The sequence below is a fragment of the Actinomadura coerulea genome (genome assembly GCF_014208105.1).
In the GTDB taxonomy this organism is placed as follows: domain Bacteria; phylum Actinomycetota; class Actinomycetes; order Streptosporangiales; family Streptosporangiaceae; genus Spirillospora; species Spirillospora coerulea.
Map to the genome: position 1 here is coordinate 2,526,413 of NZ_JACHMQ010000001.1, position 21,905 is coordinate 2,548,317.

The 21,905-nt window shown below is 74.1% G+C and carries 22 protein-coding genes and 1 pseudogene; 8 read left to right on the plus strand and 15 right to left on the minus strand.

Annotated elements, in window-relative coordinates:
* Nucleotides 1-71 precede the first annotated feature (71 nt).
* From BKA00_RS40380 to BKA00_RS11710, 7 genes are all read right to left on the minus strand, one after another.
* Complete coding sequence (locus BKA00_RS40380) at nucleotides 72-500, minus strand: ATP synthase beta subunit C-terminal domain-containing protein (protein ID WP_230299338.1); 429 nt, start codon at nucleotides 498-500, stop codon at nucleotides 72-74.
* Nucleotides 428-637 (minus strand): hypothetical protein, encoded by a 210-nt coding sequence (locus tag BKA00_RS40385; RefSeq protein WP_338072203.1) that lies wholly within the window; start codon nucleotides 635-637, stop codon nucleotides 428-430. Before BKA00_RS40385 ends, BKA00_RS40380 begins: the two co-directional genes overlap by 73 nt.
* Before the next feature lie 485 nt (nucleotides 638-1,122).
* The gene (locus tag BKA00_RS11690) at nucleotides 1,123-1,791 is read right to left on the minus strand and encodes a sigma-70 family RNA polymerase sigma factor (RefSeq protein ID WP_185024918.1); all 669 of its coding nucleotides are present in this window, start codon (nucleotides 1,789-1,791) and stop codon (nucleotides 1,123-1,125) included.
* 336 nt (nucleotides 1,792-2,127) lie between these two features.
* Complete coding sequence (locus BKA00_RS11695; RefSeq protein WP_185024919.1) at nucleotides 2,128-2,853, minus strand: alpha/beta fold hydrolase; 726 nt, start codon at nucleotides 2,851-2,853, stop codon at nucleotides 2,128-2,130.
* A complete protein-coding gene (locus BKA00_RS11700; RefSeq protein WP_185024920.1) occupies nucleotides 2,850-3,812 on the minus strand; it encodes an alpha/beta hydrolase in 963 nt (320 codons plus the stop codon). The genes BKA00_RS11695 and BKA00_RS11700 overlap by 4 nt, the downstream gene beginning before the upstream one ends.
* A complete protein-coding gene (locus tag BKA00_RS40795) occupies nucleotides 3,809-3,997 on the minus strand; it encodes a CDGSH iron-sulfur domain-containing protein (RefSeq protein ID WP_420829715.1) in 189 nt (62 codons plus the stop codon). The genes BKA00_RS11700 and BKA00_RS40795 overlap by 4 nt, the downstream gene beginning before the upstream one ends.
* Nucleotides 3,998-4,016: 19 nt before the next feature.
* The gene (locus BKA00_RS11710; protein ID WP_185024921.1) at nucleotides 4,017-4,211 is read right to left on the minus strand and encodes a hypothetical protein; all 195 of its coding nucleotides are present in this window, start codon (nucleotides 4,209-4,211) and stop codon (nucleotides 4,017-4,019) included.
* A gap of 228 nt (nucleotides 4,212-4,439) precedes the next feature.
* On the opposite strand from BKA00_RS11710, the pseudogene BKA00_RS11715 reads away from it, so the two are divergent.
* Nucleotides 4,440-5,531: pseudogene (locus BKA00_RS11715) on the plus strand (low temperature requirement protein A); the annotation flags it as partial.
* 253 nt (nucleotides 5,532-5,784) lie between these two features.
* Here the strand turns inward: BKA00_RS11715 and BKA00_RS40800 are convergent.
* The 3 genes from BKA00_RS40800 to BKA00_RS11730 all read right to left on the minus strand — a co-directional run bounded on the left by BKA00_RS40800 (nucleotide 5,785) and on the right by BKA00_RS11730 (nucleotide 8,036).
* Nucleotides 5,785-6,306 carry a hypothetical protein gene (locus BKA00_RS40800; RefSeq protein ID WP_420829679.1) on the minus strand — a complete coding sequence of 174 codons (522 nt, stop codon included), beginning with the start codon at nucleotides 6,304-6,306 and terminating at the stop codon, nucleotides 5,785-5,787.
* Between the two features lie 72 nt (nucleotides 6,307-6,378).
* Nucleotides 6,379-7,572 (minus strand): globin domain-containing protein, encoded by a 1,194-nt coding sequence (locus tag BKA00_RS11725; protein WP_185024922.1) that lies wholly within the window; start codon nucleotides 7,570-7,572, stop codon nucleotides 6,379-6,381.
* Nucleotides 7,572-8,036: an RrF2 family transcriptional regulator gene (locus BKA00_RS11730; protein WP_185024923.1), complete on the minus strand. Its 465-nt coding sequence runs from the start codon at nucleotides 8,034-8,036 to the stop codon at nucleotides 7,572-7,574. The genes BKA00_RS11725 and BKA00_RS11730 overlap by 1 nt, the downstream gene beginning before the upstream one ends.
* Before the next feature lie 231 nt (nucleotides 8,037-8,267).
* Between BKA00_RS11730 and BKA00_RS11735 the strand changes: the two genes are divergently transcribed.
* The gene (locus tag BKA00_RS11735) at nucleotides 8,268-9,155 is read left to right on the plus strand and encodes a DMT family transporter (protein ID WP_185024924.1); all 888 of its coding nucleotides are present in this window, start codon (nucleotides 8,268-8,270) and stop codon (nucleotides 9,153-9,155) included.
* Nucleotides 9,152-10,021, plus strand: a complete 870-nt coding sequence (locus tag BKA00_RS11740) for a DMT family transporter (RefSeq protein WP_185024925.1) — start codon at nucleotides 9,152-9,154, stop codon at nucleotides 10,019-10,021. Before BKA00_RS11735 ends, BKA00_RS11740 begins: the two co-directional genes overlap by 4 nt.
* On the opposite strand, the gene BKA00_RS11745 is transcribed toward BKA00_RS11740, so the two are convergent.
* Nucleotides 9,999-11,072 (minus strand): MGDG synthase family glycosyltransferase, encoded by a 1,074-nt coding sequence (locus BKA00_RS11745; RefSeq protein WP_185024926.1) that lies wholly within the window; start codon nucleotides 11,070-11,072, stop codon nucleotides 9,999-10,001. The two genes, BKA00_RS11740 and BKA00_RS11745, sit on opposite strands and share 23 nt — an antisense overlap.
* Nucleotides 11,073-11,101: 29 nt before the next feature.
* Between BKA00_RS11745 and BKA00_RS11750 the strand changes: the two genes are divergently transcribed.
* The 5 genes from BKA00_RS11750 to BKA00_RS11770 all read left to right on the plus strand — a co-directional run bounded on the left by BKA00_RS11750 (nucleotide 11,102) and on the right by BKA00_RS11770 (nucleotide 15,017).
* Entirely contained in the window at nucleotides 11,102-11,833 is a 732-nt protein-coding gene (locus BKA00_RS11750; RefSeq protein ID WP_185024928.1) for a polysaccharide deacetylase family protein, read from the plus strand.
* Nucleotides 11,834-12,032: 199 nt separating this feature from the next.
* The gene (locus BKA00_RS11755) at nucleotides 12,033-12,233 is read left to right on the plus strand and encodes a hypothetical protein (protein WP_230299337.1); all 201 of its coding nucleotides are present in this window, start codon (nucleotides 12,033-12,035) and stop codon (nucleotides 12,231-12,233) included.
* Nucleotides 12,226-13,209, plus strand: a complete 984-nt coding sequence (locus BKA00_RS11760; protein ID WP_185024929.1) for a polyprenyl synthetase family protein — start codon at nucleotides 12,226-12,228, stop codon at nucleotides 13,207-13,209. The genes BKA00_RS11755 and BKA00_RS11760 overlap by 8 nt, the downstream gene beginning before the upstream one ends.
* Nucleotides 13,202-14,344: an oxygenase MpaB family protein gene (locus BKA00_RS11765; protein ID WP_185024931.1), complete on the plus strand. Its 1,143-nt coding sequence runs from the start codon at nucleotides 13,202-13,204 to the stop codon at nucleotides 14,342-14,344. The genes BKA00_RS11760 and BKA00_RS11765 overlap by 8 nt, the downstream gene beginning before the upstream one ends.
* 97 nt (nucleotides 14,345-14,441) lie before the next feature.
* A complete protein-coding gene (locus tag BKA00_RS11770) occupies nucleotides 14,442-15,017 on the plus strand; it encodes a hemerythrin domain-containing protein (protein ID WP_185024936.1) in 576 nt (191 codons plus the stop codon).
* A 36-nt stretch (nucleotides 15,018-15,053) separates the two neighbouring features.
* Here the strand turns inward: BKA00_RS11770 and BKA00_RS11775 are convergent, their stop codons facing one another.
* From BKA00_RS11775 to BKA00_RS11790, 4 genes are all read right to left on the minus strand, one after another.
* Entirely contained in the window at nucleotides 15,054-15,731 is a 678-nt protein-coding gene (locus BKA00_RS11775; RefSeq protein WP_185024937.1) for a response regulator, read from the minus strand.
* On the minus strand, nucleotides 15,728-18,289 hold the full coding sequence (locus tag BKA00_RS11780; protein WP_185024938.1) for a DUF4118 domain-containing protein: 2,562 nt from the start codon (nucleotides 18,287-18,289) through the stop codon (nucleotides 15,728-15,730). The genes BKA00_RS11775 and BKA00_RS11780 overlap by 4 nt, the downstream gene beginning before the upstream one ends.
* Nucleotides 18,290-18,406: 117 nt before the next feature.
* On the minus strand, nucleotides 18,407-20,998 hold the full coding sequence (locus tag BKA00_RS11785) for an ATP-binding protein (RefSeq protein WP_185024939.1): 2,592 nt from the start codon (nucleotides 20,996-20,998) through the stop codon (nucleotides 18,407-18,409).
* 2 nt (nucleotides 20,999-21,000) lie between these two features.
* Entirely contained in the window at nucleotides 21,001-21,900 is a 900-nt protein-coding gene (locus BKA00_RS11790) for a potassium-transporting ATPase subunit C (RefSeq protein WP_221493829.1), read from the minus strand.
* Nucleotides 21,901-21,905: the final 5 nt, after the last annotated feature.

The following is a 21,905-nucleotide window of genomic DNA, read 5'->3' on the forward strand; positions in this document are numbered from 1 at the left end:
AGTTTTGGCGGAACTTGACGTCGCGAGCGCCTGCCAGGCCCTGTCCAAGGTCTGCTCAGTCCAAGGTCTGCTCAACAGGCGGGACTCCGTCCTGCCCTGGAGATGAGGGGTTGCCGGCAGGCGCGCTCGAAGTCGAGGTAGAGGCGGTCGGTGCCGCCCGAGGCGCCGGCCCCGATGAACTCGCCGAGTTCGCGGGCGCGGCGGGCTCCGGCGAGCGCGGCCGTCGTCTGCGCGGCGACGTCGAGGTGGTCGGCGCGCGTGCGGCCGGGCCCGGCGGCCTTGCGCATGAGCCGCGACAGCGACTCCAGCGCGTCGACGGGCGGGTAGGCGCCGAGCGCGTGCAGGTCGGCGGACAGGACGATCTGCCCCTCGGTGATGTAGCACGTGAGGTCGGGCACGGGGCGGGTGATGTCGCCGCCGGGCATGGTCAGCACGGGGACGAGGGTGACCGATCCGGGGCGTCCGCGGACGCGGCCGCGGCGCTCGTAGAGGGAGGCCAGGTCGCTGTAGAGGTTTCCAGGTGCGGGAGGCCCGCGCGGGAGAAGACCTGCAGCTTCTGGCCCCGGGCGAGCGTGGTGAGCGCGTCGATGGCGGAGATCCCGGTCAGCACCGGCTCGGCGGGCGGCTCGCGGTGCACGGGTTGAGGGGGACCCCGGCGACGGGGGCGGCGGCGCCGCCCAGCACCGGCGGGCCGCCGTCGAGCGGCTGCCCCATCCCGTCGCAGACCCGCCCGAGCCAGGCCGACCGCCTGCTCGCGAGCCGACCCCGTGAGGGTCCGCGCCAGGTCGTGCGCCGCCGCCACGGTGCGCCGCCGCTCCTGCTCCGCCTCCTCCAGCCGGGCGAAGACCGGTTCCAGCTCGTCCTCCGCGGCCCGGTGCTCCGAGGGGACGGCGGCCGCGACGCCCCGGCAGGGCGGAAGCGCTGGAGAAGGTCGTGGAGTGCTGGCACCGTGCCTCACCCTGGACTCGCCCGCTCGGTCCCCTCATCCCCGGTGAAGGCGTCGCGAGCCGACACGGCCGGGTGCCCCCTTCGCAGGACGAGTCCCCTCCACGCCGTCACACAAGAAGTGATCGGTCGATCACGATGAGCGACCGTCAGGTCCGCGCGGCCCCGCCTCCGGGTTCAGGCCGCCCTGGAGCCGGCGGGATGGTCCGAGGCGCCTGCGACGTCCGCCGCGAGGAGCTCTTCCAGCACCACCAGGTTCCCCTTCCGGGCGGCGTCGAGGAAGGCCGCGAGGAGCCGCCGGTGCTCGCCGGCGCCGATCGGCTCGTGCCGGGCGGTGCCCAGGTGCCTGCGGCCGCGGCTCACCAACTGGCGGACGCAGACCGGGCTGACCTGGATGATCTCGGCGATCCGCTCGTAGGGGTAGACGAAGGCCTCGCGCAGGACGTAGGCCGCCCGCTGAGCCGGGGTGAGCTTCTCCACCAGCATCAGCAGGGCGTGTCCGAGCGCCTCCTCCCGTTCGACCCCGACGGCGGGATCGGCGCCGGGGTCGACGGGCTCGGGCAGCCCGGCCCCCAGGGGCGTCACGCTGCGGACGCGGGCGGACCGCGCGATGTTGAGGGCCAGCCGGGTCGTGATCAGAGCCAGGAAGGCCGCCGGGTTGCCGATCTCCGAACGCTCGGTCCGCTGCCAGCGCAGCCAGGTCTCCTGGACGACGTCCTCGGCCTCGGCGGGGTCGGCGAGCGTCCGGTGGGCGATGCCGAACAGGCGTCCCCTCACCTCGACGAACGCGGCGGCGGCCCGGTCGAGCGAGCCCGCCCGGTCTCGTTCTCCAAGAAGAATGCTCATTCCAGCCCAAGCGGTGGCGGCATTTCGCGCGCCGATCCCCGGTCAGGCGGGTGATCGCCGTGCCGCGCGGTTCTCATGCATTCACCATCTCGCGTGTCGCGTCTAACAGTGCATGACACCACGGAACGATACTAGGAAAGCCCAGCCAGGCACCTAAATCACGGGTAACGGCAGCGGAGATTCCCAGTTAGCCGAAAAGGCCGGACCTGCACTGTGCAACAGTTCCGCTTTTTAGTTTCTGGAATGGCAGGTCGTCGCCGCCTGCCGGGCTTCGCCGAGCCGCCGCGCGGCACCGGGGGCGGCCCGGCGCCGCGCGGCTCCCTCGCGGGCCGGCGCTCAGCCCTGCTCGTGGTCGGCGGCCTCGATGATGGTGGCGGCCACGGCGTCGGGCTGGGAGGCGGCGACGGCGTGCGACGCGCCGGGGATCTCCCGGGTGCCGCGCGAGGAGGCGCGGTCGGCCATGAACCGGATCGCCTCGGCCGGGATGTTGCGGTCGCTCCCGCCGAAGACGAACCACGACGGCCGGGTCCGCCAGGCCGGCTCGTCCGTCTCCAGCCCGTCGGTCAGCGCCTTCTCGGTCACCGGGCGCTGGGTCGCCGCCATCAGGGCGGCCTCGTCGGCGTCCAGGTCGGCGCAGAACTGGTGGTGGTACTTCTCCTCGTCGATCCGGAACTCGTTGCCGCCGGACCCGACCGGGTAGGCCACCAGCGCCTCACCGAGCGTGCTGCCCTCGAACTTGCCCGACAGCTGGAGGGCGCTCTCACCGGGGTCGGGGGTGAAGGCGCCGACGTAGACCAGGGAGCGGACGGCCGGCTCGCCGGCCGCCGCCTGGCTGATCACCATGCCGGCGTAGGAGTGGCCGACGAGGACGACCGGCCGGTCGACGGCGCGGATCACGTCCCGGACATAGACGGCGTCGCCCGCCAGGTCGCGCAGCGGGTTGGCCGCCGCGACGGCGCGCAGCCCGCGGCCGTGCAGGCGCTGGATGACGCGGTTCCAGCTGGCCGACTCGGCGAAGGCTCCGTGGACGAGGACGACGACGGGCTTCTCGGAGGTGCTCATGATGTTCCCTTTCCGGTGTGCACAGCGGTCCTGACGACCGCGATGGCTTGGGCGGTGGCCGCCCGGGCGGCGTGGGTATCGCGGACGGGGTCGAGCATCATGAAGTCGTGGAGCGTGCCGTTGTAGCGGACGCTGGTGGTGGGGACGCCCGCCTCGGTGAGGCGGCGGGCGTAGGCCTCGCCCTCGTCGCGCAGGACGTCGTTCTCGTCCACGATGACCAGGGCGGGCGGCAGGCCGGCCAGGTCGCCCAGGGTGGCGCGCAGAGGTGAGGCTGTGATCTCGTCGCGCTCCTCCGGGCTGGTGGTGTAGGCGTCCCAGAACCAGGCCATGGCCTTGGCGGTCAGGTGCGGTCCGTCCGCGAACTCGCGGTAGCTGGCGGTGTCCTGGGCGGCGTCGGTGACCGGGTAGTACAGCGACTGGTGCACGAAGTGGACGTCGCGGCGCCGTTTGGCCAGGATCGCCAGGGCGGCGGCCATGTTGCCGCCCACCGAGTCACCCGCCACCGCCATGCGGGACGCGTCGAGTCCTTCGGCCGCGCCGTCGCCGGTGATCCACTGCGCGGCGGCGTAGGCCTGCTCGATCGCCACCGGGTAGCGGGCCTCGGGCGAGCGGTCGTACTCCACGAACGCCACAGCGACACCGGCGCCGGTCGCCAGTTCGCGGACCAGGCGGTCGTGGGTGCCCGCATTGCCCAGGACCCATCCGCCACCATGGACGTAAAGGACCACCGGCAGCGTCCCGGGCGTGTCAGGCGGCCTGACCAGGCGCACCCGCACGTCCCCCGCCCCGGCTGGGACCGTCAGCCACTTCTCTTGCACTTCGGGCATCTCGACCGGGCCGGACTGGACGTCGTCCAGCAGCTTGCGCGCGCCCTCCACACCCCGCTCGTACAGCAGCGGCGGCTTGGCGGCGGCTTCGGCGAACTCCTGCGCCGCCGGTTCCAGAACGTGCCTGCTCATGCTTTCCTCCCCTTCTCGGTGGTGCCCCCGTCACCGGCCGGGCGGGGCTCTGCGCCGGGCCCGGCCTCACGGAAGCCGATCTCTCGGTGGGTTCCGTCGCACAGCGGCTTGGCCGCCGAACGGCCGCAGCGGCACAGCGCGTAGGTGTCCTCGGTGGCCATGGCGTCGCCGGTCTGCCAGGTCAGCGCGTCGCCCTCGGGCGGTTCACGCGGCGTCGCCGGCCGGCCGGTCGGCGTACTCGATCTCGCCGAGGGTCGCGGCGCCGTCGTCCGGGACGAGGTCGCGCTCCCGCATCTCGGCCCCGAAGTAGTGCGCGGGCGGGTCGGCGAGCACCTCGCGGGGTCTCGCCACGACCTTGGCCCCGATCAGTCCGGTACCGCCAACGATCACGATCTTCATGGAATGCCTTCCTTATCCCCGGACGCCGGTTCCGCCCGGTCACCAGCTAAGACAGGGAACTCGTCCGGCCTGTGACAGCTCCGGGAGAAACGGCGGAACCGGCCGAATATCGCGATCACTGTCACGGCCGGACCGTCTCGCTTGTCTTTCTCAGCGGAAACGGACTCATGGAGAGACGGGAGAGAGACAGTGCCCCCAGAAGGTGCTCGGTGCCGGATCCGGGTCCGGATGACCGCTCGGGCGATCGACGAGCCGCACCGTTCCGCGAGCCCGCTGGAGCTGCTGTTCGACCTGACGTTCGTGGTGGCGGTGGCGGCCGTCACGGCGCGGTACGCCCACCACGTGGCCGACGGGCACGCCCTCACCGGGCTCGTGCCGTTCCTCCAGGTCTTCTTCGCGGTGTGGTGGGCGTGGATGAACTTCACCTGGTTCGCCTCGTCGTACGACACCGACGACGTCCCCTACCGGCTGCTGACCATGGTGCAGATGGCCGGGGTCCTGGTCATCGCCGCGGGCGTGCCGGCGGCGGACGGCCGCTCCGACTACCGCGCCGTCGCGATCGGCTACCTGGTCATGCGGACCGCCCTCGTCGCGCAGTGGCTGCGGGCGGGGGCCGAGGACCCGGCTGGCCGCCGCACCGCGCTGCGCTACGCCCTCGGCATCGCCGTCGCGCAGGCGGGATGGATCCTCTGGATCGTCGCGGCGGAGGCGGGCGCCCTGCCCTCCTCGGCGCAGGTGTCGTGCTTCGCTCTCCTGGCCGTCCTGGAGCTCGCGGTGCCGCGGTGGGCGGAACGGGCCGCGCCCACCGCCTGGCACCCGCACCACATCGCCGAGCGCTACGGCCTGTTCACGCTCATCCTCTTCGGGGAGAGCGTCCTCGCCGCGTCCAGCGGCGTCGGCAGTGCGCTCGACGAGGCCGGGCCCGGCCGGCCTCTCATCGTCGTCGCCGGATCGGGCCTCGTCCTGCTGTTCTCCCTCTGGTGGCTGTACTTCCTCGCGCCCGCGGGCGACGGGCTCGACGGCCGCCGCCACCTCTCCTACCTCTGGGGCTACGGCCACTACGGGATCTTCGCCGGCCTGGCCGTCCTCGGCGCCGGGCTGGAGGTGGCCGTCGAGCAGACGGGGCACGGTCTACGGGCGTCGCCCCTCGCGATCTGCTACGCCGTGGCGGTCCCGACCGCGGTGTTCGTCCTGCTGCTCTGGATCGTCCACAGGCCCCTGCTGGCCGAGCCGGTCCCGCGTCCGGCGGTGGCGCTGTGCGGGGCCGCCGCCGTCCTGCTCCTGCCGCTCGCGGCGCCGCGGGCCGGTACCGTCCCGGTCGTCGCGGGCATCGCCGCCGTCTGCGCCCTGATGGCCGGCGTGACCGTCGCCCTGGGCACCGGAGAAAAGGGGGCCCGACCACGGCCGGAACCCCTTTCAGAGAATGTGGCGCCGGCGCCGCGGCCGGCACGGGGGTCCTCACGCGATGCGGGTCAGGTCTCCCAGAAGGCCCGGGTGGGGCACACGCGGGCGCCTTCCGAGGGGCCGGAACGGACCGGTCCCTCGAAAGGCGCTCCTGGCACGTCCTCCGCCTTCAGCGGAGGAGGGGATGGCGTCGGATCACCGGCAGCCGTTCCCAGAGCCGTCCGAGCCCGAACGTCCTTCCGGCGTCGGCGAGCGCGGCGGAGATCAGCATGGCGGCGTAGATCCAGTGCATGTCCATGAAGGGATTGGCGTCCGGCCACAGGGACGCCGCCCACAGCATGACGAGGAGGACGGTGCCGCCGATCGCGGCGAGGCGGAGGCAGATCCCGAGGAGCAGCGCGGCGCCGAGGCCGCCGAGCCCGAACATGAACAGGGCGTCGACCCAGACCTTCCCCGCCATCGCGTGGAAGACCTCCTTGAACGGGCCCTCGGCGTGGCTGAGAAAGCCCTCGGACGGCGAGACGCCGGCCAGCCAGCCCTTCTCCGTGGGCTTGCCGAGACCGAAGAGCTTGTCGACGAAGGCCCAGAGAAAGGTCCAGCCCAGAAAGAGCCGTCCTGTCGCGAGGGCGTAACGGGCCGGGTGTTCGGTCGCCACGGCCGACGGGGGCCGCAGGGGGGTCTCTACGGACATGGGGAGTCCTTGGGGCGGGGGGACTATTGATAGTTAAGTTTCCTATCAATAAGCCGTCTTGGCAAGCCGCTTTCAGCCGCCTGTGTTCCACAGGTCGGGCCCGAAGACCTCGTAGTGGACGCGTTCGTCCGAGACTCCGGCTTCGGCCAGTCCGCGCCGGACCTCGCGCATGAACGGGATCGGACCGCACATGAAGACACGGGCCTTGGGCGGCAGCGGCAGCCGAGCGACCTCGATCCGGCCTGGCCTGGCGTCCCGGCTCCCGTCCACGTCCTCGTACCAGGTCAGCTGCCGGAAGTCGGTCATCCTGGCGCCCGCCTCCGCGATCTGGCGCCGCAGGGCGTGGGTGCGGACGCTCCGGTCGGCGTGCACGGCGAGGACGGGGCGGTCCGGCCGCTCGGCGGCCAGGTGGTCGATCATCGCGGCGACCGGGGTGATGCCGATCCCCGCGCTGACCAGGACGAGAGGGGCGTCGTCGTCCTCCACCACCACGTCACCGAAGGGCGGGGAGAGCTCCACCACGTCGCCGGCGCCGACGTGCTCGAACAGGAACGTCGAGACGGCGCCGTCGGGGGCCGCGCCGTCGCCCCGCACCCGCCGCAGCGTGATCTGCACGGTGCCCCCGGCCGCTCGCGACAGCGTGTACTGGCGGGGCTGGCGCAACCCGTCCGGCAGCGTGACCGCGAGGGAGACGTACTGGCCCGGCCGGTGCGCGGGCACCGTGCCGCCGTCGGCGGGGGCGAGAACGAGGGAGACGGTGTCCTCGGCCTCGTCCCGCCGCTCGGTGACGTGCCACGGCCGGAACGGCGCCGCCGGGTCGCAGGAGGCGTCCTGGTACAGGCGGGCCTCCTCCGCGATCAGCAGCGTCGCGAAGAGCCAGTACACCTCGGACCAGGCCGCGTGCACCTGCGGCGTCACCGCGTCGCCGAGCACCTTGGCGACCGCGTCCATCAGGTGCCGGCCCACGATCGTGTACTGCTCGGGGCGGATGCCGAGCGAGGCGTGCTTGTGCGCGATCCGCGAGAGGATCTGCTGGAAGGGAATGGACGACCGCTCCGTCACCAGGTGCCCGGCGAACGCGGCCACCGAGCCGGCCAGGGCGCGGCGCTGCTCGCCGTTGGCCTGGTTGCCCTGGTTGAACAGGTGCCGCAGCTCGGGGTGCGCGGCGAACATCGCGGCGTAGAACTCGCCGGTGATCGCGGTGCCGTTGGCGGCGACGGCGGGCAGCGTGGCCCGCACGGTCTCGGCGTGGTCGGTCGAGAGCATCAGAGACCCTCCTCTACGGGGGACGGCGCGCCGGCGGACGCCGGCGGCGCCAGGGACAGCAGGACCGGTCCGGTCGGATCGGCCACCAGTTCGCGCAGCCGCACCCGGTTCAGCGACGCCAGGAAGCCCTCCTGCGCCGCCCGCAGCGCTCCGCGCAGGCGGCAGTCGCCGCGCAGCGGGCAGGGCGGGCTGTCGCATTCGACCGCTTCGCCGGGGCCTTCCAGCACGCGGACGATCTCACCGACCGGGAGGTCGGTCACCCCGCCGGCGAGGACGACGCCGCCCCCGCGGCCACGGGTCGTGCTGACGAACCCGTCCCTGCGGAGCCGCTGGACGATCTTGGCCATGTGCTGCGGCGCCACCCGCAGGCTCTCGGCCAGTTCGGCGGCGGAGCGCCGCTCGTCGCGCGCCCCCAGCAGCATGAGCACGCGCAGGGCCAGGTCGGTCGACTGGGTCAGGTGCACGACTTGATCATAATTTGAATCGGAATCTCAAAGTCCTATTAATCCTTGTGGGGATCCCCACAGTTCCGCCGCGATGGCCGTGACGTGCGGCGATGTCGCGCCCGCCGGTGGCCGCCCGCATCGGGAGGGGCCACCTCCCCGCCTTTCGGTCATCCCTATGGGTCGGATTCGGGCACCCGGACCCGGGTAGGGGTCCGGCGCGAGAGTCACGGCGGGAAATCGTGGACGAGGATGAGCCTTCTCGGGATGGGCGTCGCGGTGGTGGCGGCCTGCCTCATCGGCCTGGGGTTCGTGGCCCAGCAGCACGCGGCGTTCCAGGAGCCGTTGGGACGGATTCTGCATCCGCGCCTGCTGCTGGACCTGCTGCACAGCCGGCTGTGGCTGGCCGGCATAGCCCTGATGGTCGCCGGCCAGCTCGTCTTCGCGTTCGCGCTCGACCTCGTCGGCGTCTCCCAGGCCACGCCGGTGCTCACCGTCAACCTCGTCTTCGCTCTGATCGCCGCGCACGTGATCTACCGGGAGCCGTTCGGCGCCAGGGCGCTGCTGGGATCGCTGATGCTGACCGGCGGGGTGGCGCTGTTCCTCGGGGTCGGGCAGCCGCACGGAGGCGCACCGCCCGGCACGCTGTCGTTCCGCTGGTTGAGCGGAGCGGTCGTGCTGGTCCTCGCCGCGCTGGTCGGGGTGGCGGGAGGCCATCGGGACCTGCGCGTCCGCGCGATGCTGCTCGCCTCGGCCGCCGGGCTGCTGTTCGGGCTCCAGGACACGCTGACCCGCAGCGTCGTGCTGCTGTTCGGCACGGGCGTGGCCGACGCCTTCAGGACCTGGCAGCCCTACGGCCTGGTGTGCATCGGGGCGCTCGCCCTGCTCTTCGCGCAGAGCGCCTTCGACGCGGCGCCGCTGCGCATCTCGCTGCCCGCCAGCACGGCGGCCGAGCCGCTGACCGCGATCGCGCTGGGTGTCGCGATCTTCGGCGAGCGGATCCGGCTGTCCCCCCGTGACCTGGCCCTCGAGGCGCTGGGGCTGGCGGGCATGGTGGCGGGCATCGTCGTCCTCGGCCGGTCGCCGTATCTCGGCAAGCCGGGCGAGCTGGCGTCCCGGGACGGGGGCGGGGGCCAGTGATCGCCGTCATCCTCGGCCTGCTGGGCGGAGCCGCCAACGCCCTGGCCTCGGTGCTCCAGCGCCGGGCCGCCCGGGGCGCGCCCGAGGCCGACGCCTTCAAGCCGTCCCTCATCCTCGACCTGCTGCGGCAGCCGCTCTGGCTCGGCGGGGTGGGCGCTCTCATCGCCGCGTTCGCCCTGCAGGCCGCGGCGCTGTCGATGGCGGGCCTCGCGCTCGTCCAGCCGCTGCTGGCCTCCGAACTGCCGTTCACCATGATCCTCATCGCCTGGTTTCCGCCGCGCGGGCTGCGCCAGGTGCCGTGGACGGGCGTCGTCGTCCTCACCGTGGGCCTGGCCGCGCTGCTCGTCGCCGCCTCCCCCAGCGAGGGCCTGGGCACGCCGGGGGCCGGCGAGTGGATCATCGCGACGGCCGCCACGGTGGGATGCGCCGCCGCCCTGGTCGCGGCGGCGTGGTCCATCCGCGGACCCTTCCGCGGCGTGCTGCTGGGAGTGACGACGTCCCTGGGCTTCGCGCTGACGGCGGCGTTCATGAGGACGGCCACGCGCGCCTTCTCCGACGGGTTCGTCGCCGTCCTGACCTCCTGGGAGCTCTACGCGATGGCCGTGGCGGGGACGGCGAGCCTCTTCCTGCTCCAGAACGCGCTCCAGAGCGGCAGCCTGGTGGCGGTGCAGCCCGCCCTGACGGTCACGGACCCGGCCGCCAGCATCCTGCTGGGCGTCGGCCTCTTCGACGAGAGCATCCGGACCGGTCCGTGGATCGCCGCGGAGGTCCTGGGCATCGTGCTGATCCTGCTCGGCAGCGCCGTCATCGCCCGGTCCCCCCTGCTGCACGACGAGCGCGCCGTCACCCCAGCGCGGCGCGAATGACGTGGTCGGCCTGAGCTGCGTCGAACAGCAGGTCCACCCGGCGTTGCCGGGCCCTGCGCGCCCGCTCGCCCCCGAGCCCGTCCAGGATCTCGAGGAGTTCGGCGGGCGACCGCGCGAGGGCGCTCAGGCCCGCCCGCGCCATCGCCTCGGCTCCGTCGCGTCCGTGGCCGGGGATGGGGCGGTGGGAGACGACCGGCAGCCCGCACGCGAACGCCTCCCGGCACGTCTGCCCCGCCGCGTTGTCGACCAGGGCGTACGCGCCCGGCATCAGGGCGGGCATGTCGTCCCGCCAGCCGAGGGCGTGCCCGATCCCGTCCTCGCGGAGCCGGGCGCGCAGCCGCCCGTTCCGCCCGCACAGCACGACCGGCACGTACCGGCCGGACGCCGCGAGCCCGCGGGCCGTCTCGGTCACCCCGCCGATGCCCCAGGCGCCCGCGGAGACCAGCACGATCCGCTCCCCGGGCCGCGCGCCGACCGCGCGGCGCAGCCGTCCGCCGTCGCCGGCGCGCCGGAACCCGGGCCGCACCACGGGCGCCACGCGGGCGGCCGGACGTCCCGTCCGCTCCGCGACCGCGCGCGCCGAGGCCTCGTCCGGGCACAGGTAGCGGTCGTTGCCCGGGTGGGCCCACATCCGGTGGGCGGCGAAGTCGGTCACCAGCACGAGCGACGGCGCCTCCAGCCGCCCGCGCAGGCGCATCCACCCCGCGGCCTGCGCCGCGACATGGAAGGTGGACACCACCGCGTCCGGCGGCAGCTCCCCCGTCCGCCGCTCCAGCCCCCTGGCGATCAGGACGGTGAGCGGCGAGGCCGGCGGCGGGCCCGGCGCCACGAAGAACTCCTGGTAGACCCACTCGTACAGCCACGGCGCCCCGCGGAGCATCGCCCCGTACATCCGCCGGAGTCCGTGCCCGAGGCGCAGCGGCACCAGGTCCAGCACGTCGACGACGCACACCTCCACGCCCCGCGGCGCGATCCGGCGCGCCAGCTCCCCGGCGACGGCGTCATGGCCCGCCCCCATCGCGGCCGAGAGGATGAGGAGTCGTTTGCCCATGCGATCGATCCCCCTGTGAAACTGGTCCCATGTCGCATCTGACGCGGGCTCTCGCCGGGGTCCTGCTGGCGCACGCCCTGCCCGCCGCGACCTGGCTTCCGCCCGTCCGCCTCCTGACGCCCCGCCTCGCCGGCCGCGGCGGGGCCCGCCATGTCGCGCTCACGCTGGACGACGGGCCCGACCCGCGCTCCACGCCCCTCTTCCTGGACGAGCTGGCCCGGCTCGGCTGCCATGCGACCTTCTTCGTCCTCGGCGCGATGCTCCAGCGCGACCCGTCCCTCGGCCGGCGCATCGTCGCCGACGGCCACGAGATCGCCGTCCATGGGTGGCACCACGGCAACGCCCTGTTGGCCCGCCCCGGCCGCGTCTCGGCCGAGGTGCGCCGCACCGTCCGCCTCATCGAGGACGTCTGCGGCACGACCCCCGCCTGGTACCGCCCCCCGTACGGTGTCCTCACCGCCGAAGCCCTCTTCGCGGCCCACCGCGACGATCTGAGGCCCGTTCTGTGGACGGCGTGGGGCAAGGACTGGACGGCATCCGCGACGCCCCGTTCGGTGCTGGCCACGCTTTCCCCGGGCCTGGACGGGGGCGCGACGCTCCTCCTGCACGACAGCGACGCCACCTCGGCGCCGGGCGCGTGGAAAGCGTCTCTCGGCGCCCTCCCCGGCGTGGTGGCGGCCTGCCGCGCCACCGGCCTGGCCGTCGGCCCGCTACGCGACCACGAGGTCCACTCCGCAAGGACGTCACCTGGTCACTCATAACCAGACGGCGCCCGTCCATGCTGCCGCGCATCGCCCGCAACAGTCGGAGAGTGACTATTCCGTCGTGCGGCGGCGAGGCAGACCTGCCACCCCGTTTCAGTTGTGAACCGCCGCTTTCCTGATATCACTGACTGCGACGACAAAGGAGCGGAAAGTGATGATGGGGCAGTCTGACGGAAGAGTCGGCTCACGGAGTGAAGTGCTCTGCCTGGCCGCCGGGTTCGCCGACGTGGTGGCGGAGGGGCTGCGGGGCCTGACCCGGCGCGTGCCCGGCCCGGCCGAGGTGCGGCAGGAGCTCCGCGCACGCGGTGAGCTGGCGCTGCGGCGCAGCGGCGCGGCCCCGGAGGCGCACATGGAGGTCCTGGCCCGCCGGGCCGCCGCGCGGCTCCGCGATGGCTGACCTGCGGACCCGGGTCGACCGGGCGCTGGAGGAGTTCGTCGAGGCGGAGACCGCCGAGCTGCTGGCCCTGGACGGCGAGCTCGCGCCCGTCGCCGACCAGTTGCGGATCTCGGTCGGCGGCGGGAAGCGGATCCGCCCGGCGTTCTGCTACTGGGGGTGGCGCGCGGCGGGGCAGCCCGACACCGACGCCGTGGTCCGCGCGGCGGCGGCGCTGGAACTGGTGCACGCCGCGGCGATCGTCCACGACGACGTCATCGACCGCAGCCCGATGCGGCGCGGGCGGCCGAGCGCGCACGAGCGGCTCGGCGACGCCCTCGCCATCATGGTCGGCGACCTGCTGGTGGCGTGGGCCGCGGAGCTGTTCCACTCCTGCGGCCTGCCGCGCACCTTCCTCGGCCGGGCGATGCCGCTGTGGACGGCGATGGGGCGCGAGCTCGTGGCGGGCGAGTGCCTGGAGATCCTGCGGACCGGGGCGGCGCCGGACGTGGCCCGGTCGCTGGCGATCGTGCGGTTCAAGACCGGCTCCTACACCGTCGAGGGGCCCCTGCGGATCGGCGCGGTGCTGGGCGGGGCCGCCGCGCCGACCCTGGACGCGCTGGCCGCCTACGCCCGTCCGCTCGGAGAGGCCTTCCAGTTGCGGGACGACCTGTGGGGCGTGTTCGGCGACCCGGGCCGGACGGGCAAGTCGTCCCTGGACGACCTGGCGGGCCGCAAGCCCACCGCCCTGCTCGCGCTGACCCTGACCGACGCCGCCGAGCCCGACCGCCGGCGCCTGCGGGACCTGCTGGACGGACCGCTCACCCCGGACGGCGCCGCGGAGATCCGGGAGATCATGCTCCGCGCCCGGGCGCCGGCCCGCGTCCGGCAGATGATCGACGAGCGCGCGCACGCCGCGCACGCGGCCCTCGCCGGCACCCGGCCGGACGCCGCCGACGCCCTGGCCCGACTGATCTGCGAGGTGACCGCCGATGACTGAGTACACCGACCGGTACATGGACGCTCTGCGGCTGAAGGGCGACCCGCTCGCCGACGCGACCGTCGAAGCCCTGTTCGGCACGGGGGAGGTGGGCAGGTACAACACCCTCATGCGCTGGTTCACGACCTCCGGGCAGGCGCTCCCCGAGGGCCTGCCCGACGCGGCGCGCGACTACCTGCACGCCACCGCGACCCCGCCGGACTGGATCGACTGGGGCGTCATGGAACAGGCGCGGCAGTTCTTCCTCGACAACGACGTCCACGTCTCCACCGCCCTGTCGTTCGCGGCGATGCCGGCCTGCTACGTCGTCCCGCACGTGGCCAAGCTGCTGTCGGCCACGCACTCGCTGGCCTACCCCTCGCGCCGGATGGCCGAGACGGGGCAGTTCACCGTCTACCTCATGCAGCCCGACGCGTTCCAGGCCGGCGGGCGGTTCCTCCCCGCGGCGCAGAAGGTCCGGCTGCTGCACGCCTCCATCCGCCGGCACCTGAAGGAGGAGGGCCGCTGGCCCGAGCCCGTCGCGATCTGCCAGGAGGACATGCTCGGCGGGCTGATGATGTTCAGCATCCAGGTCCTGGACGCCCTGCACCGCATGGGCGTCCACATCACCGCCGAAGGCGCGGACGCCTACTACTACGCCTGGCGCGTCGTCGGCACCATCCTCGGGATCGACCTCGGCACCATCCCCCCGGACCTCCCGGCGGCCCGGGAGTTCTCCGACCGGTACATGGTGCGCCACATGGGCCCCTCCCCCGAGGGGGCGCACCTGACGCGGCAGCTGATCGACATGTATGAGCAGGTCGTGCCCGGGACGCTGCTCGACCCGATCGTGCCCGCGCTCATCCGCTACCTCGTCGGCGACACGTCCGCGGACTGGCTCCAGGTGCCGCGCACGCGGTTCGACTCCCTCATCGGGCTCGCCCCGGCCCTGCTGGGCGCGCTGGAATGGGTCGAGGACCGCGGGCCGTGGGCCGAGTACATCTCCGACCGGCTCGGCCACCTGGTCACCATGCTGGAACTGTCGTCCCTGACGCGGGGGCGCGTCATGCACTACGCCATCCCCCAGGAACTCAAGTCCGACTTCGGGGTGCCCTCGAAGAACGCCCGCTGGACCCCGCCCGGCCCTGCTCTCTGACCGTGCGCGCTCGGCGCCCGGCGCACCGGGGAGGATGTTTCGGCAGCGCAGGAGGGGCAGGAGCCAACCATCGCTGTCGACTCTCCCGGGGGGGAAGATGAGTGAGCGATCAGAAGCCGCGCCCGGCGACGTCGTCGACCTCCTGCTGAGGCAGCACGCGGAGATCCGGCAGCTGTTCGACCGGGTCGAGGCCGCCGCCGGGCACGAGCGGGCCGAGGCCTTCGACCGGCTGCGCCGGTTGCTGGCCGTGCACGAGACCGCCGAGGAGGAGGTCCTGCACCCCTACGCCCGCCGTCACATCGACCGGGGCCAGGAGGTGGTCGACGCTCGCCTGGCCGAGGAGAACCAGGCCAAGCAGCTCCTGTCGGACGCCGACTACTTCGGCCCGAGGAGTTCCGACTTCCTCCAGCGGCTCGGCGACCTGCGCCTGTCCGTCTTGGACCACGCCCGGCACGAGGAGGAAGAGGAGTTCCCCGAGATCCGGCGGCATGCCGGCGAGAAGGATCTGCGCAGGATGGCCACCGCGGTGAAGGCCGCCGAGGCCGTGGCCCCCACCCGCCCGCACGTCGGGTTCGAGTCCGCCCCCGCCAACCTGGTCGCCGGGCCGTTCGCCGCCGTCGCCGACCGCACCCGGGACGCGATCCGCAGGGCCGTCGGCAGGCAGCGGGAGTGAGGAGCGGAGGGAGCCGGATCGCGGCGGCGGCGCGGGTCAGGGCTCGAAGCGGTAGCCCATGCCCGGCTCGGTGATCAGGTGCCGGGGGCGGGACGGGTCCGGCTCCAGCTTGCGGCGCAGGTGGGCGAGGTAGACGCGCAGGTAGTTCGTCTCCTTGTCGTAGGCGGGGCCCCACACCTCCTGGAGGAGCTGCCGCTGGCCGACGAGGGCGCCGGTGTTGCGGACCAGGACCTCCAGGATGTTCCACTCGGTGGGGGTCAGGCGGATCTCCTGCCCCGCCCGCGTCACCCGCTTGGCCCCCAGGTCGATCGTGAAGGCCGCCGTCTCCACCACGGCGGAGGCCTGCTCCGCAGGGGCGGCCCGCCGGACGGCCGCGCGCAGCCGGGCCAGGAGCTCGTCCATGCCGAACGGCTTGGTGACGTAGTCGTCGGCCCCGGTGTCCAGGGCCCGGACCTTCTCCTGGGAGGCGTGCCGCGCGGAGAGGACGATGATGGGGGCGTTCAGCCAGCCGCGCAGCCCCTGGATCACCTCGACCCCGTCCATGTCCGGCAGCCCGAGGTCGAGCACCACCACGTCCGGCCGGTGCCGGGCGGCCAGGTCCAGGGCGGTGCGGCCGTCGGGCGCGGTGTCCACCTCGTAGCCGCGCGTCCTCAGGTTGATCCGCAGGGCCCGGACGAGCTGCTCCTCGTCCTCGACGAGGAGGACGCGGGTCACAGCGGTCCCCCGCCCTCGTCGCCGGGCGCGGGACCGTCCCCGCGCGCGGCGGCGGCGGGCAGCGCGAAGACCATGGTGAGACCGCCTCCCGGGGTGTCCTCGGCCCGCAGGGTGCCGCCCATCGCCTCGGTGAAGCCCCGGGCCACGGCCAGGCCCAGCCCCACCCCGGCGCCCCGGGGGGAGTCCCCGAGGCGCTGGAACGGCGCGAAGATCTGTGCCTTGGCCGCCTCCGGCACTCCGGGACCCCGGTCCGCGACCCTGATCTCGAGCCGGTCCCTCCGCAGGCCGGCGGCCGACAGGGTGACGGCGCCGGCCCCGTGCCGGACGGCGTTCTCGACCACGTTGGCCAGCGCCCGCTCCAGCAGCCCGGGGTCGGCCAGGACCGGCGGGAGCGTCTCCGGGACGTCCACCTCGACCCGGCCGGCCGGGACGCCCTGGAGGGCGGGTGCCACCACCTGCTCCAGGGACACCGGCTGGGTCAGCGGGGAGACGGCGCCCGTCTGCAGGCGGCTCATGTCGAGCAGGTTGCCGATGAGGCCGTCGAGCCTGTCGGCCGACTCCTCGACGGTGGCCAGCAGTTCGGCCTCGTCGCGCGGATCCCAGTCGACGTCGGTCTGGCGCAGACTGCTCACGCCGGCCTTGATCGAGGCGAGCGGGGTGCGCAGGTCGTGCGAGACGGCGGCGAGCAGGGCGGTGCGGATCCTGTTGCCCTCGGCGAGCCGCCGGGCCCGCCCCGCCTCCTCGGCCAGCCGCCGCCACTCCAGCGCGGCGGCGGCCTGGGCCGCGAAGGCCGACAGCACCCGGCGGTCCGCGGCGGGCAGGACGCGTCCGCGCAGGGCCAGCACGGTCTCGCCGCGCCGCTCCGCCCCCTCGCCCGCCCCCACCCTGGCCTGAGCGTCGGCCCGGTCGGGGTCGGTGCACGCGCCGGAGCCGGTCGAGCCCAGGACCGTCCAGCCGTCGCCCGTCCTCTCCAGCAGCGCGACCGAGGTCACGCCGAAGGTCTCGCGGACGCGTTCCAGCAGGGCGGGCAGCGCCTTCTCGCCGCGCAGCACGCTGGTCGCCAGCATGCTCAGCGTCTCGGCCTCCGCGCCGCTCTGCGCCGCCTGCCGGGAGCGGCGGGCGGCCAGGTCGACCACCGAGGCGACCGCCGCCGCCACCCCGACGAAGATCACAAGCGCGAGGGCGTTGTCGCGGTCGCCGATGGTGAGGGTGTGGAAGGGAGGGGTGAAGAACCAGTTGGCGAGCAGGCTGCCCAGCACCGCGGCGACGACGGCCGGCCACAGCCCTCCCGCGAGGGCGACGCCGACGGTCAGCGCCAGGTAGGACAGGATGTCGATGACCAGGCCGAACTCCAGACCCGTACCGGCCAGCAGACCGGTCAGGGCCGGCGGGCCCGCGACGGCGAGCGCCCAGCCGGCCGCCCTGCGCCGGCGGCTGAGCGCCGGGCCGCTCGCGCGGGCGGCGCCGGCGCGCTCCCCGGCGTGCTGGTGCCCGACGATGTGGACGTCGAAGTCGCCGGACCGCCGGGTCACGGAGGTCCCGACGCCGGTTCCGAGGATCCGCCTGCGGCCGGAGGGGCGCCCGGCCCCCACGACGAGCTGCGTGGCGTTGACACCGCGGGCGAACTCCAGCAGCGCCGTCGCCACATCGTCGCCCACCACCTGGTGGAACGTCCCGTTCATGCTCTCCACCAGGGCGCGCTGGCGGGCCGGCGCGCCGGTGGAGCCCCCGTCGAGGCCGTCACTGCGCACCACCCGGACGGCCAGCAGGTCCGCGCGCCCGGTCCGGGCCCCCATGCGGGCCGCGCGGCGGATCAGCGCGTCGCCCTCCGGGCCGCCGCCCAGCGCCACCACGATGCGCTCGCGCGCCTCCCAGGGCTCGGTGATGCCGTGCTGGTCGCGGTAGCGGGCCAGTCCCTCGTCGACGCGGTCCGCCACCCACAGCAGCGCCACCTCACGGAGGGCGCTGAGGTTCCCGGTCCTGAAATAGCCGGCCGGTTCGGCGCCGGCCTCGTCGGGTGCGTGGACGTTCCCGTGCGCGAGCCGCCTGCGGAGCGCCTCGGCGGTCATGTCGACCAGCTCGATCTGGTCCGCCCGCCGGACGACCGCGTCCGGGACGGTCTCGCCCTGCCGGACCCCGGTGATGCTCTCCACGACGTCGCTGAGCGACTCCAGGTGCTGGACGTTGAGAGTGGAGATCACGTCGATGCCCGCCCGCAGGAGTTCCTCGATGTCCTGCCACCGGTGGGCGTTGCGGCTTCCCGGCGCGTTGGCGCGGGCCGGTTCGTCGACCAGCGCCACCTCCGGGCGGCGGGCCAGCAGGGCGTCCACGTCCAGCTCGGCGGACGGCTCCCCCCGGTGGTGCGTCCGGCGCGCCGGGACGACCTCCAGGTCGCCGATCTGCTCGGCGGTCCGGGAGCGCCCGTGGGTCTCGACGAGTCCGACGACCACGTCCGTGCCGCGCGCGGCGCGCCTCCGGCCCTCGTTCAGCATGGCGTAGGTCTTGCCGACCCCGGGCGCCGCGCCCAGATAGATGCGCCATGTGCCCCGCCTGCCCATGCCGAGCGCCGCCTCCCCTCGCCTGAATCGTCCCTTTATGGGGCGTGGCGAAATCTAGCAAAGCCTGGTGAGAGCCCCTGTACGGTCCGGCCCCGCGAATCGAGAATTGACGTTTTCTTAACGGCCGCCGGGCTTTCCGTGTCCTTCGAGAACGCTTCGACGCGGCTCCGGATCGCGCGACCCGCCGGTCCGCAGGGTGACCACCATGGTCAGGCCGCCGCCGGGGGTCTCCTCGGGGAGGAGGGTCCCGCCCATCGCCTCGGTCAGCCCCCGCGACAGCGCCAGGCCGAGGCCGACGCCCGTGGTGTTGTCGCGGTCGTCCAGCCGCTGGAAGGGCGCGAAGACCGCGTCCCTCTCGGACGCGGGGATCCCCGGGCCGCGGTCGATCACGCGCAGCTCGACCCGGTCCGCGTGGACGCTCGCGGTCACCGTGACGGGCTCCCCGGGCGGGTTGTGGCGGACGGCGTTGGCGACCAGGTTCGCCACCACCCGCTGGAGCAGGGCCGGATCGGCCGACACCTCGGGCAGTCCGCCGGAGATCCGGACGCGCACGCCGGCCGCGTCGAGGTGTTCGAGAGAGGCCAGGGCGCGGGGCACGACGTCCTCGACCGCCAGGGGCCGCGACGCGACGCCGAGCGCGCCGGCCTGCAACCGGCTGAGGTCGAGGAGGTCGGTCACGAGCCGGTCGAGCCGCGTCAGGGACTCGGCGGCGGTGTCGACCAGTTCGTTCCGGTCCTCCTCGATCCAGGTGACGTCGGGGCTGCGCAGGCTGTCGACGGCCGCCTTGGCCGAGGACAGCGGCGTCCGCAGGTCGTGGCCGACCGCGTTGAGCAGGGCGGTGCGGACACGGTCCGCCTCGGCCAGCGGGCGCGCCCGCTCGGCCTCGGCGGTCAGCCGCTGCTGCCGCAGCGCCACCGCGGCATGGGCCGCGAAGGCCTCCAGCACCCGGCGGTCCTCGGCCCGCAGCGTCCGGCCGCGCAGCACCAGGACGAGGTGCTCGTCGAGCGGGATCTCCGTCTCCCCCGCCTTCGGGGCCGTGCAGGGCGGGCCCCCGGCCGTCGACACGATGCGCCAGCGATCCGGATCGCCGTGCGTTCCGAGCGTCCCGGCGGCCTCCGGCCCGCGCTCCAGCAGGGTCACCGCAGTGAGGCCGAAGGTCCGCCGCAGGTCGTCCAGGATGTCGCGCGGCGTGCTGTGGCCTCGCAGCACCCCGCCCGCGAGGGCGGACAGGACCTCGGCCTCGGTCCGGGTCCGGGCCGCCTCGCGGCTGCGCCGGTAGTTCAGGTCGACCACGGCGCTGACCACGACGGCCACGACGACGTAGACCACCAGGGCCAGCAGGTTCTCCCGCTCGGAGATCGTGAACCTTTCGAGCGGCGGCGTGAAGTAGAAGTTCAGCAGGAGGGACCCGGACACCGCGGTGGGCAGCGCGGGGTACAGGCCTCCGACCAGCGCCACGCCGATGACCACGACGAGGAACAGCAGGATGTCGCTGGGCAGGGAGAACTCCCCCTGCAGATGGTGGAGCACCAGGGTGAGCAGCGGAAGGAGCGCTGCGGCCAGCGCGAAGCCCGCGGCGCGCCGCCACCGGGTGAGGCCGCCGCGCGCCGGCCGGGCCCGGCGCCCCTTGCTGACCTCCTCGTGCGTGACCAGGTGGACGTCGATGGGGCCGGAGAGGGCGGTCGTCGTCACGCCGACGCCCCGGGAGAAGATCTGGGCGGCCCGGCCCCGGCGGGAGGCGCCCAGCACCAGCTGGGTCGCGTTGACGCCGCGGGCGAAGTCCAGCAGGGCGGTCGGGATGTCGTCGCCGACGACCTGGTGGTAGGTGCCGCCGAGGTCCTCCACGAGGGCCCTCTGCCGCACGAGGTGCGCGGGGTCGGTGCCGGTGAGGCCGTCGCCGGGAAGGACGTGGACGGCCAGCAGGTCGGCGCCCTTGGACTTGGCGGCGACGCGGGCGGCCCTGCGCACGAGCGTGTCGCCTTCGGGGCCGCCGGTGAGCGCGACCACGACGCGTTCCCGCGTCTCCCAGGCGCCGTGGATGCCGTGGTCGGCGCGGTAGCGGTCGAGCTGGTCGTCGACCTTGCCGGCCAGCCACAGCAGCGCCAGCTCACGGAGCGCGGTCAGGTTGCCGACGCGGAAGTAGTTGCCGAGCGCGGCGTCGATCTTCTCGGGGGCGTACACGTTGCCGTGCGCCATCCGGCGGCGCAGGGCCTCGGGCGTCATGTCGACCAGCTCGACCTGGTCGGCGCGGCGGACCACCTCGTCCGGGACGGTCTCGCGCTGCGGCACGCCGGTGATCTGCTCGACGACGTCGTTCACCGACTCCAGGTGCTGGACGTTGACGGTGGAGATGACGTCGATCCCGGCGTCAAGGATCTCTTCGACGTCCTGCCACCGCCTGGCGTGGCGGGAGCCGGGCACATTGGTGTGCGCGAGCTCGTCGACCAGCACGACCAGCGGGCGCCGGGCGATCACCGCCCCGGTGTCGAGCTCGGTGAACGCCGTCCCGCGGTACTCCACCGTCCTGCGGGGCACCGTCTCCAGCCCGGCGAGCCGCTCCACGGTCAGGGGCCGGCCGTGCGTCTCCACGTACCCCACGACGACGTCGGTGCCGCGGGCCCGCCGCCGGTGCGCCTCGGCGAGCATCGCGTACGTCTTGCCCACGCCCGGGGCGGCCCCCAGGTAGACGCGGAGCCGCCCGCGCTTCATGATCAGCTCCTTCCGGCGCCGAGCGGGTGGTCGCGGTCCAGTTCGAGGTTGAGTCGGACGACGTTCACCACCGGCTCCCCCATGAACCCGAGCGCCCGGCCGGTCTGGTTGTGCCGGACGGCCGCCAGCACCCGCGCCTCGGAGACGCCGCGCGCCTTGGCGACGCGCGGCGCCTGGAGCCTCGCGTAGGCGGGCGTGATGTGCGGGTCCAGGCCGCTGCCGCTCGCGGTGACCGCGTCGGCCGGCACCCGCGGTTCCGCGGGCGCGTCGCCCCTGACCGGGACGGTCAGGCCCGAGGCGAGGTCCTCGCCCGGCCGGGCGCACTCGACCCGGACTCCCCTGTAGGCCGCCACGAAGGGCACGGCGGGGCAGGCCTGGTTGGCGCTGACGACCCGGGAGGGCTTCGGGACGGTGCCGCCGGGCGCCCGCGTCCCGAACACCTTGAGCACCGCGCCCACCCCGTCGGGCGTGCAGTACGGCCGTCCGCCGTCCACGCCCTCGAGATCGCCGACGGCCTTGCTCCGGGAGCAGACCCGGGTGAGGAGGCTCTGCTCGGCCCCGCCCCCGGTCGCCGGGTCGGCGAGAGTGTCCAGGACGTCCTCGGGCCCGAGGTTGCTCGCGCCCGTCGAGGTCGGGTCGTATCCGTCGCCGGCCTCGGACGGGCGGCTCTGGAAGTACCACCTGAGCGGCGTCCCGTCCTCGCCGGTGAAGGACTGGCCGATGAGCGCGCTGCCCGCGGCCCTGCCGGCGGCGGTCCTCACGATGCTCCCGCCGGCCCTGCCCTCCAGTCCCGGGAGCTGGGCGACCGCGAAGACGACGAGCGGGTAGGCGACGCCGAGCACGGCGGTGAGGACGAGCAGCGCTCGGACCGCGGCCAGGTGCCGGCGGATCCAGGTGGGCATACGCA

Bases quoted from the DNA above. Each gene is read 5' to 3' on its own strand.
- BKA00_RS11690 (WP_185024918.1), bottom strand. From the start codon at position 1,791: ATGAGCATTCTTCTTGGAGAACGAGACCGGGCGGGCTCGCTCGACCGG.
- BKA00_RS11695 (WP_185024919.1), bottom strand. From the start codon at position 2,853: ATGAGCACCTCCGAGAAGCCCGTCGTCGTCCTCGTCCACGGAGCCTTC.
- BKA00_RS11700 (WP_185024920.1), bottom strand. From the start codon at position 3,812: ATGAGCAGGCACGTTCTGGAACCGGCGGCGCAGGAGTTCGCCGAAGCC.
- BKA00_RS11710 (WP_185024921.1), bottom strand. From the start codon at position 4,211: ATGAAGATCGTGATCGTTGGCGGTACCGGACTGATCGGGGCCAAGGTC.
- BKA00_RS40800 (WP_420829679.1), bottom strand. From the start codon at position 6,306: ATGTCCGTAGAGACCCCCCTGCGGCCCCCGTCGGCCGTGGCGACCGAA.
- BKA00_RS11725 (WP_185024922.1), bottom strand. From the start codon at position 7,572: ATGCTCTCGACCGACCACGCCGAGACCGTGCGGGCCACGCTGCCCGCC.
- BKA00_RS11735 (WP_185024924.1), top strand. From the start codon at position 8,268: ATGAGCCTTCTCGGGATGGGCGTCGCGGTGGTGGCGGCCTGCCTCATC.
- BKA00_RS11745 (WP_185024926.1), bottom strand. From the start codon at position 11,072: ATGGGCAAACGACTCCTCATCCTCTCGGCCGCGATGGGGGCGGGCCAT.
- BKA00_RS11750 (WP_185024928.1), top strand. From the start codon at position 11,102: ATGTCGCATCTGACGCGGGCTCTCGCCGGGGTCCTGCTGGCGCACGCC.
- BKA00_RS11760 (WP_185024929.1), top strand. From the start codon at position 12,226: ATGGCTGACCTGCGGACCCGGGTCGACCGGGCGCTGGAGGAGTTCGTC.
- BKA00_RS11765 (WP_185024931.1), top strand. From the start codon at position 13,202: ATGACTGAGTACACCGACCGGTACATGGACGCTCTGCGGCTGAAGGGC.
- BKA00_RS11770 (WP_185024936.1), top strand. From the start codon at position 14,442: ATGAGTGAGCGATCAGAAGCCGCGCCCGGCGACGTCGTCGACCTCCTG.
- BKA00_RS11780 (WP_185024938.1), bottom strand. From the start codon at position 18,289: ATGGGCAGGCGGGGCACATGGCGCATCTATCTGGGCGCGGCGCCCGGG.
- BKA00_RS11785 (WP_185024939.1), bottom strand. From the start codon at position 20,998: ATGAAGCGCGGGCGGCTCCGCGTCTACCTGGGGGCCGCCCCGGGCGTG.
- BKA00_RS11790 (WP_221493829.1), bottom strand. From the start codon at position 21,900: ATGCCCACCTGGATCCGCCGGCACCTGGCCGCGGTCCGAGCGCTGCTC.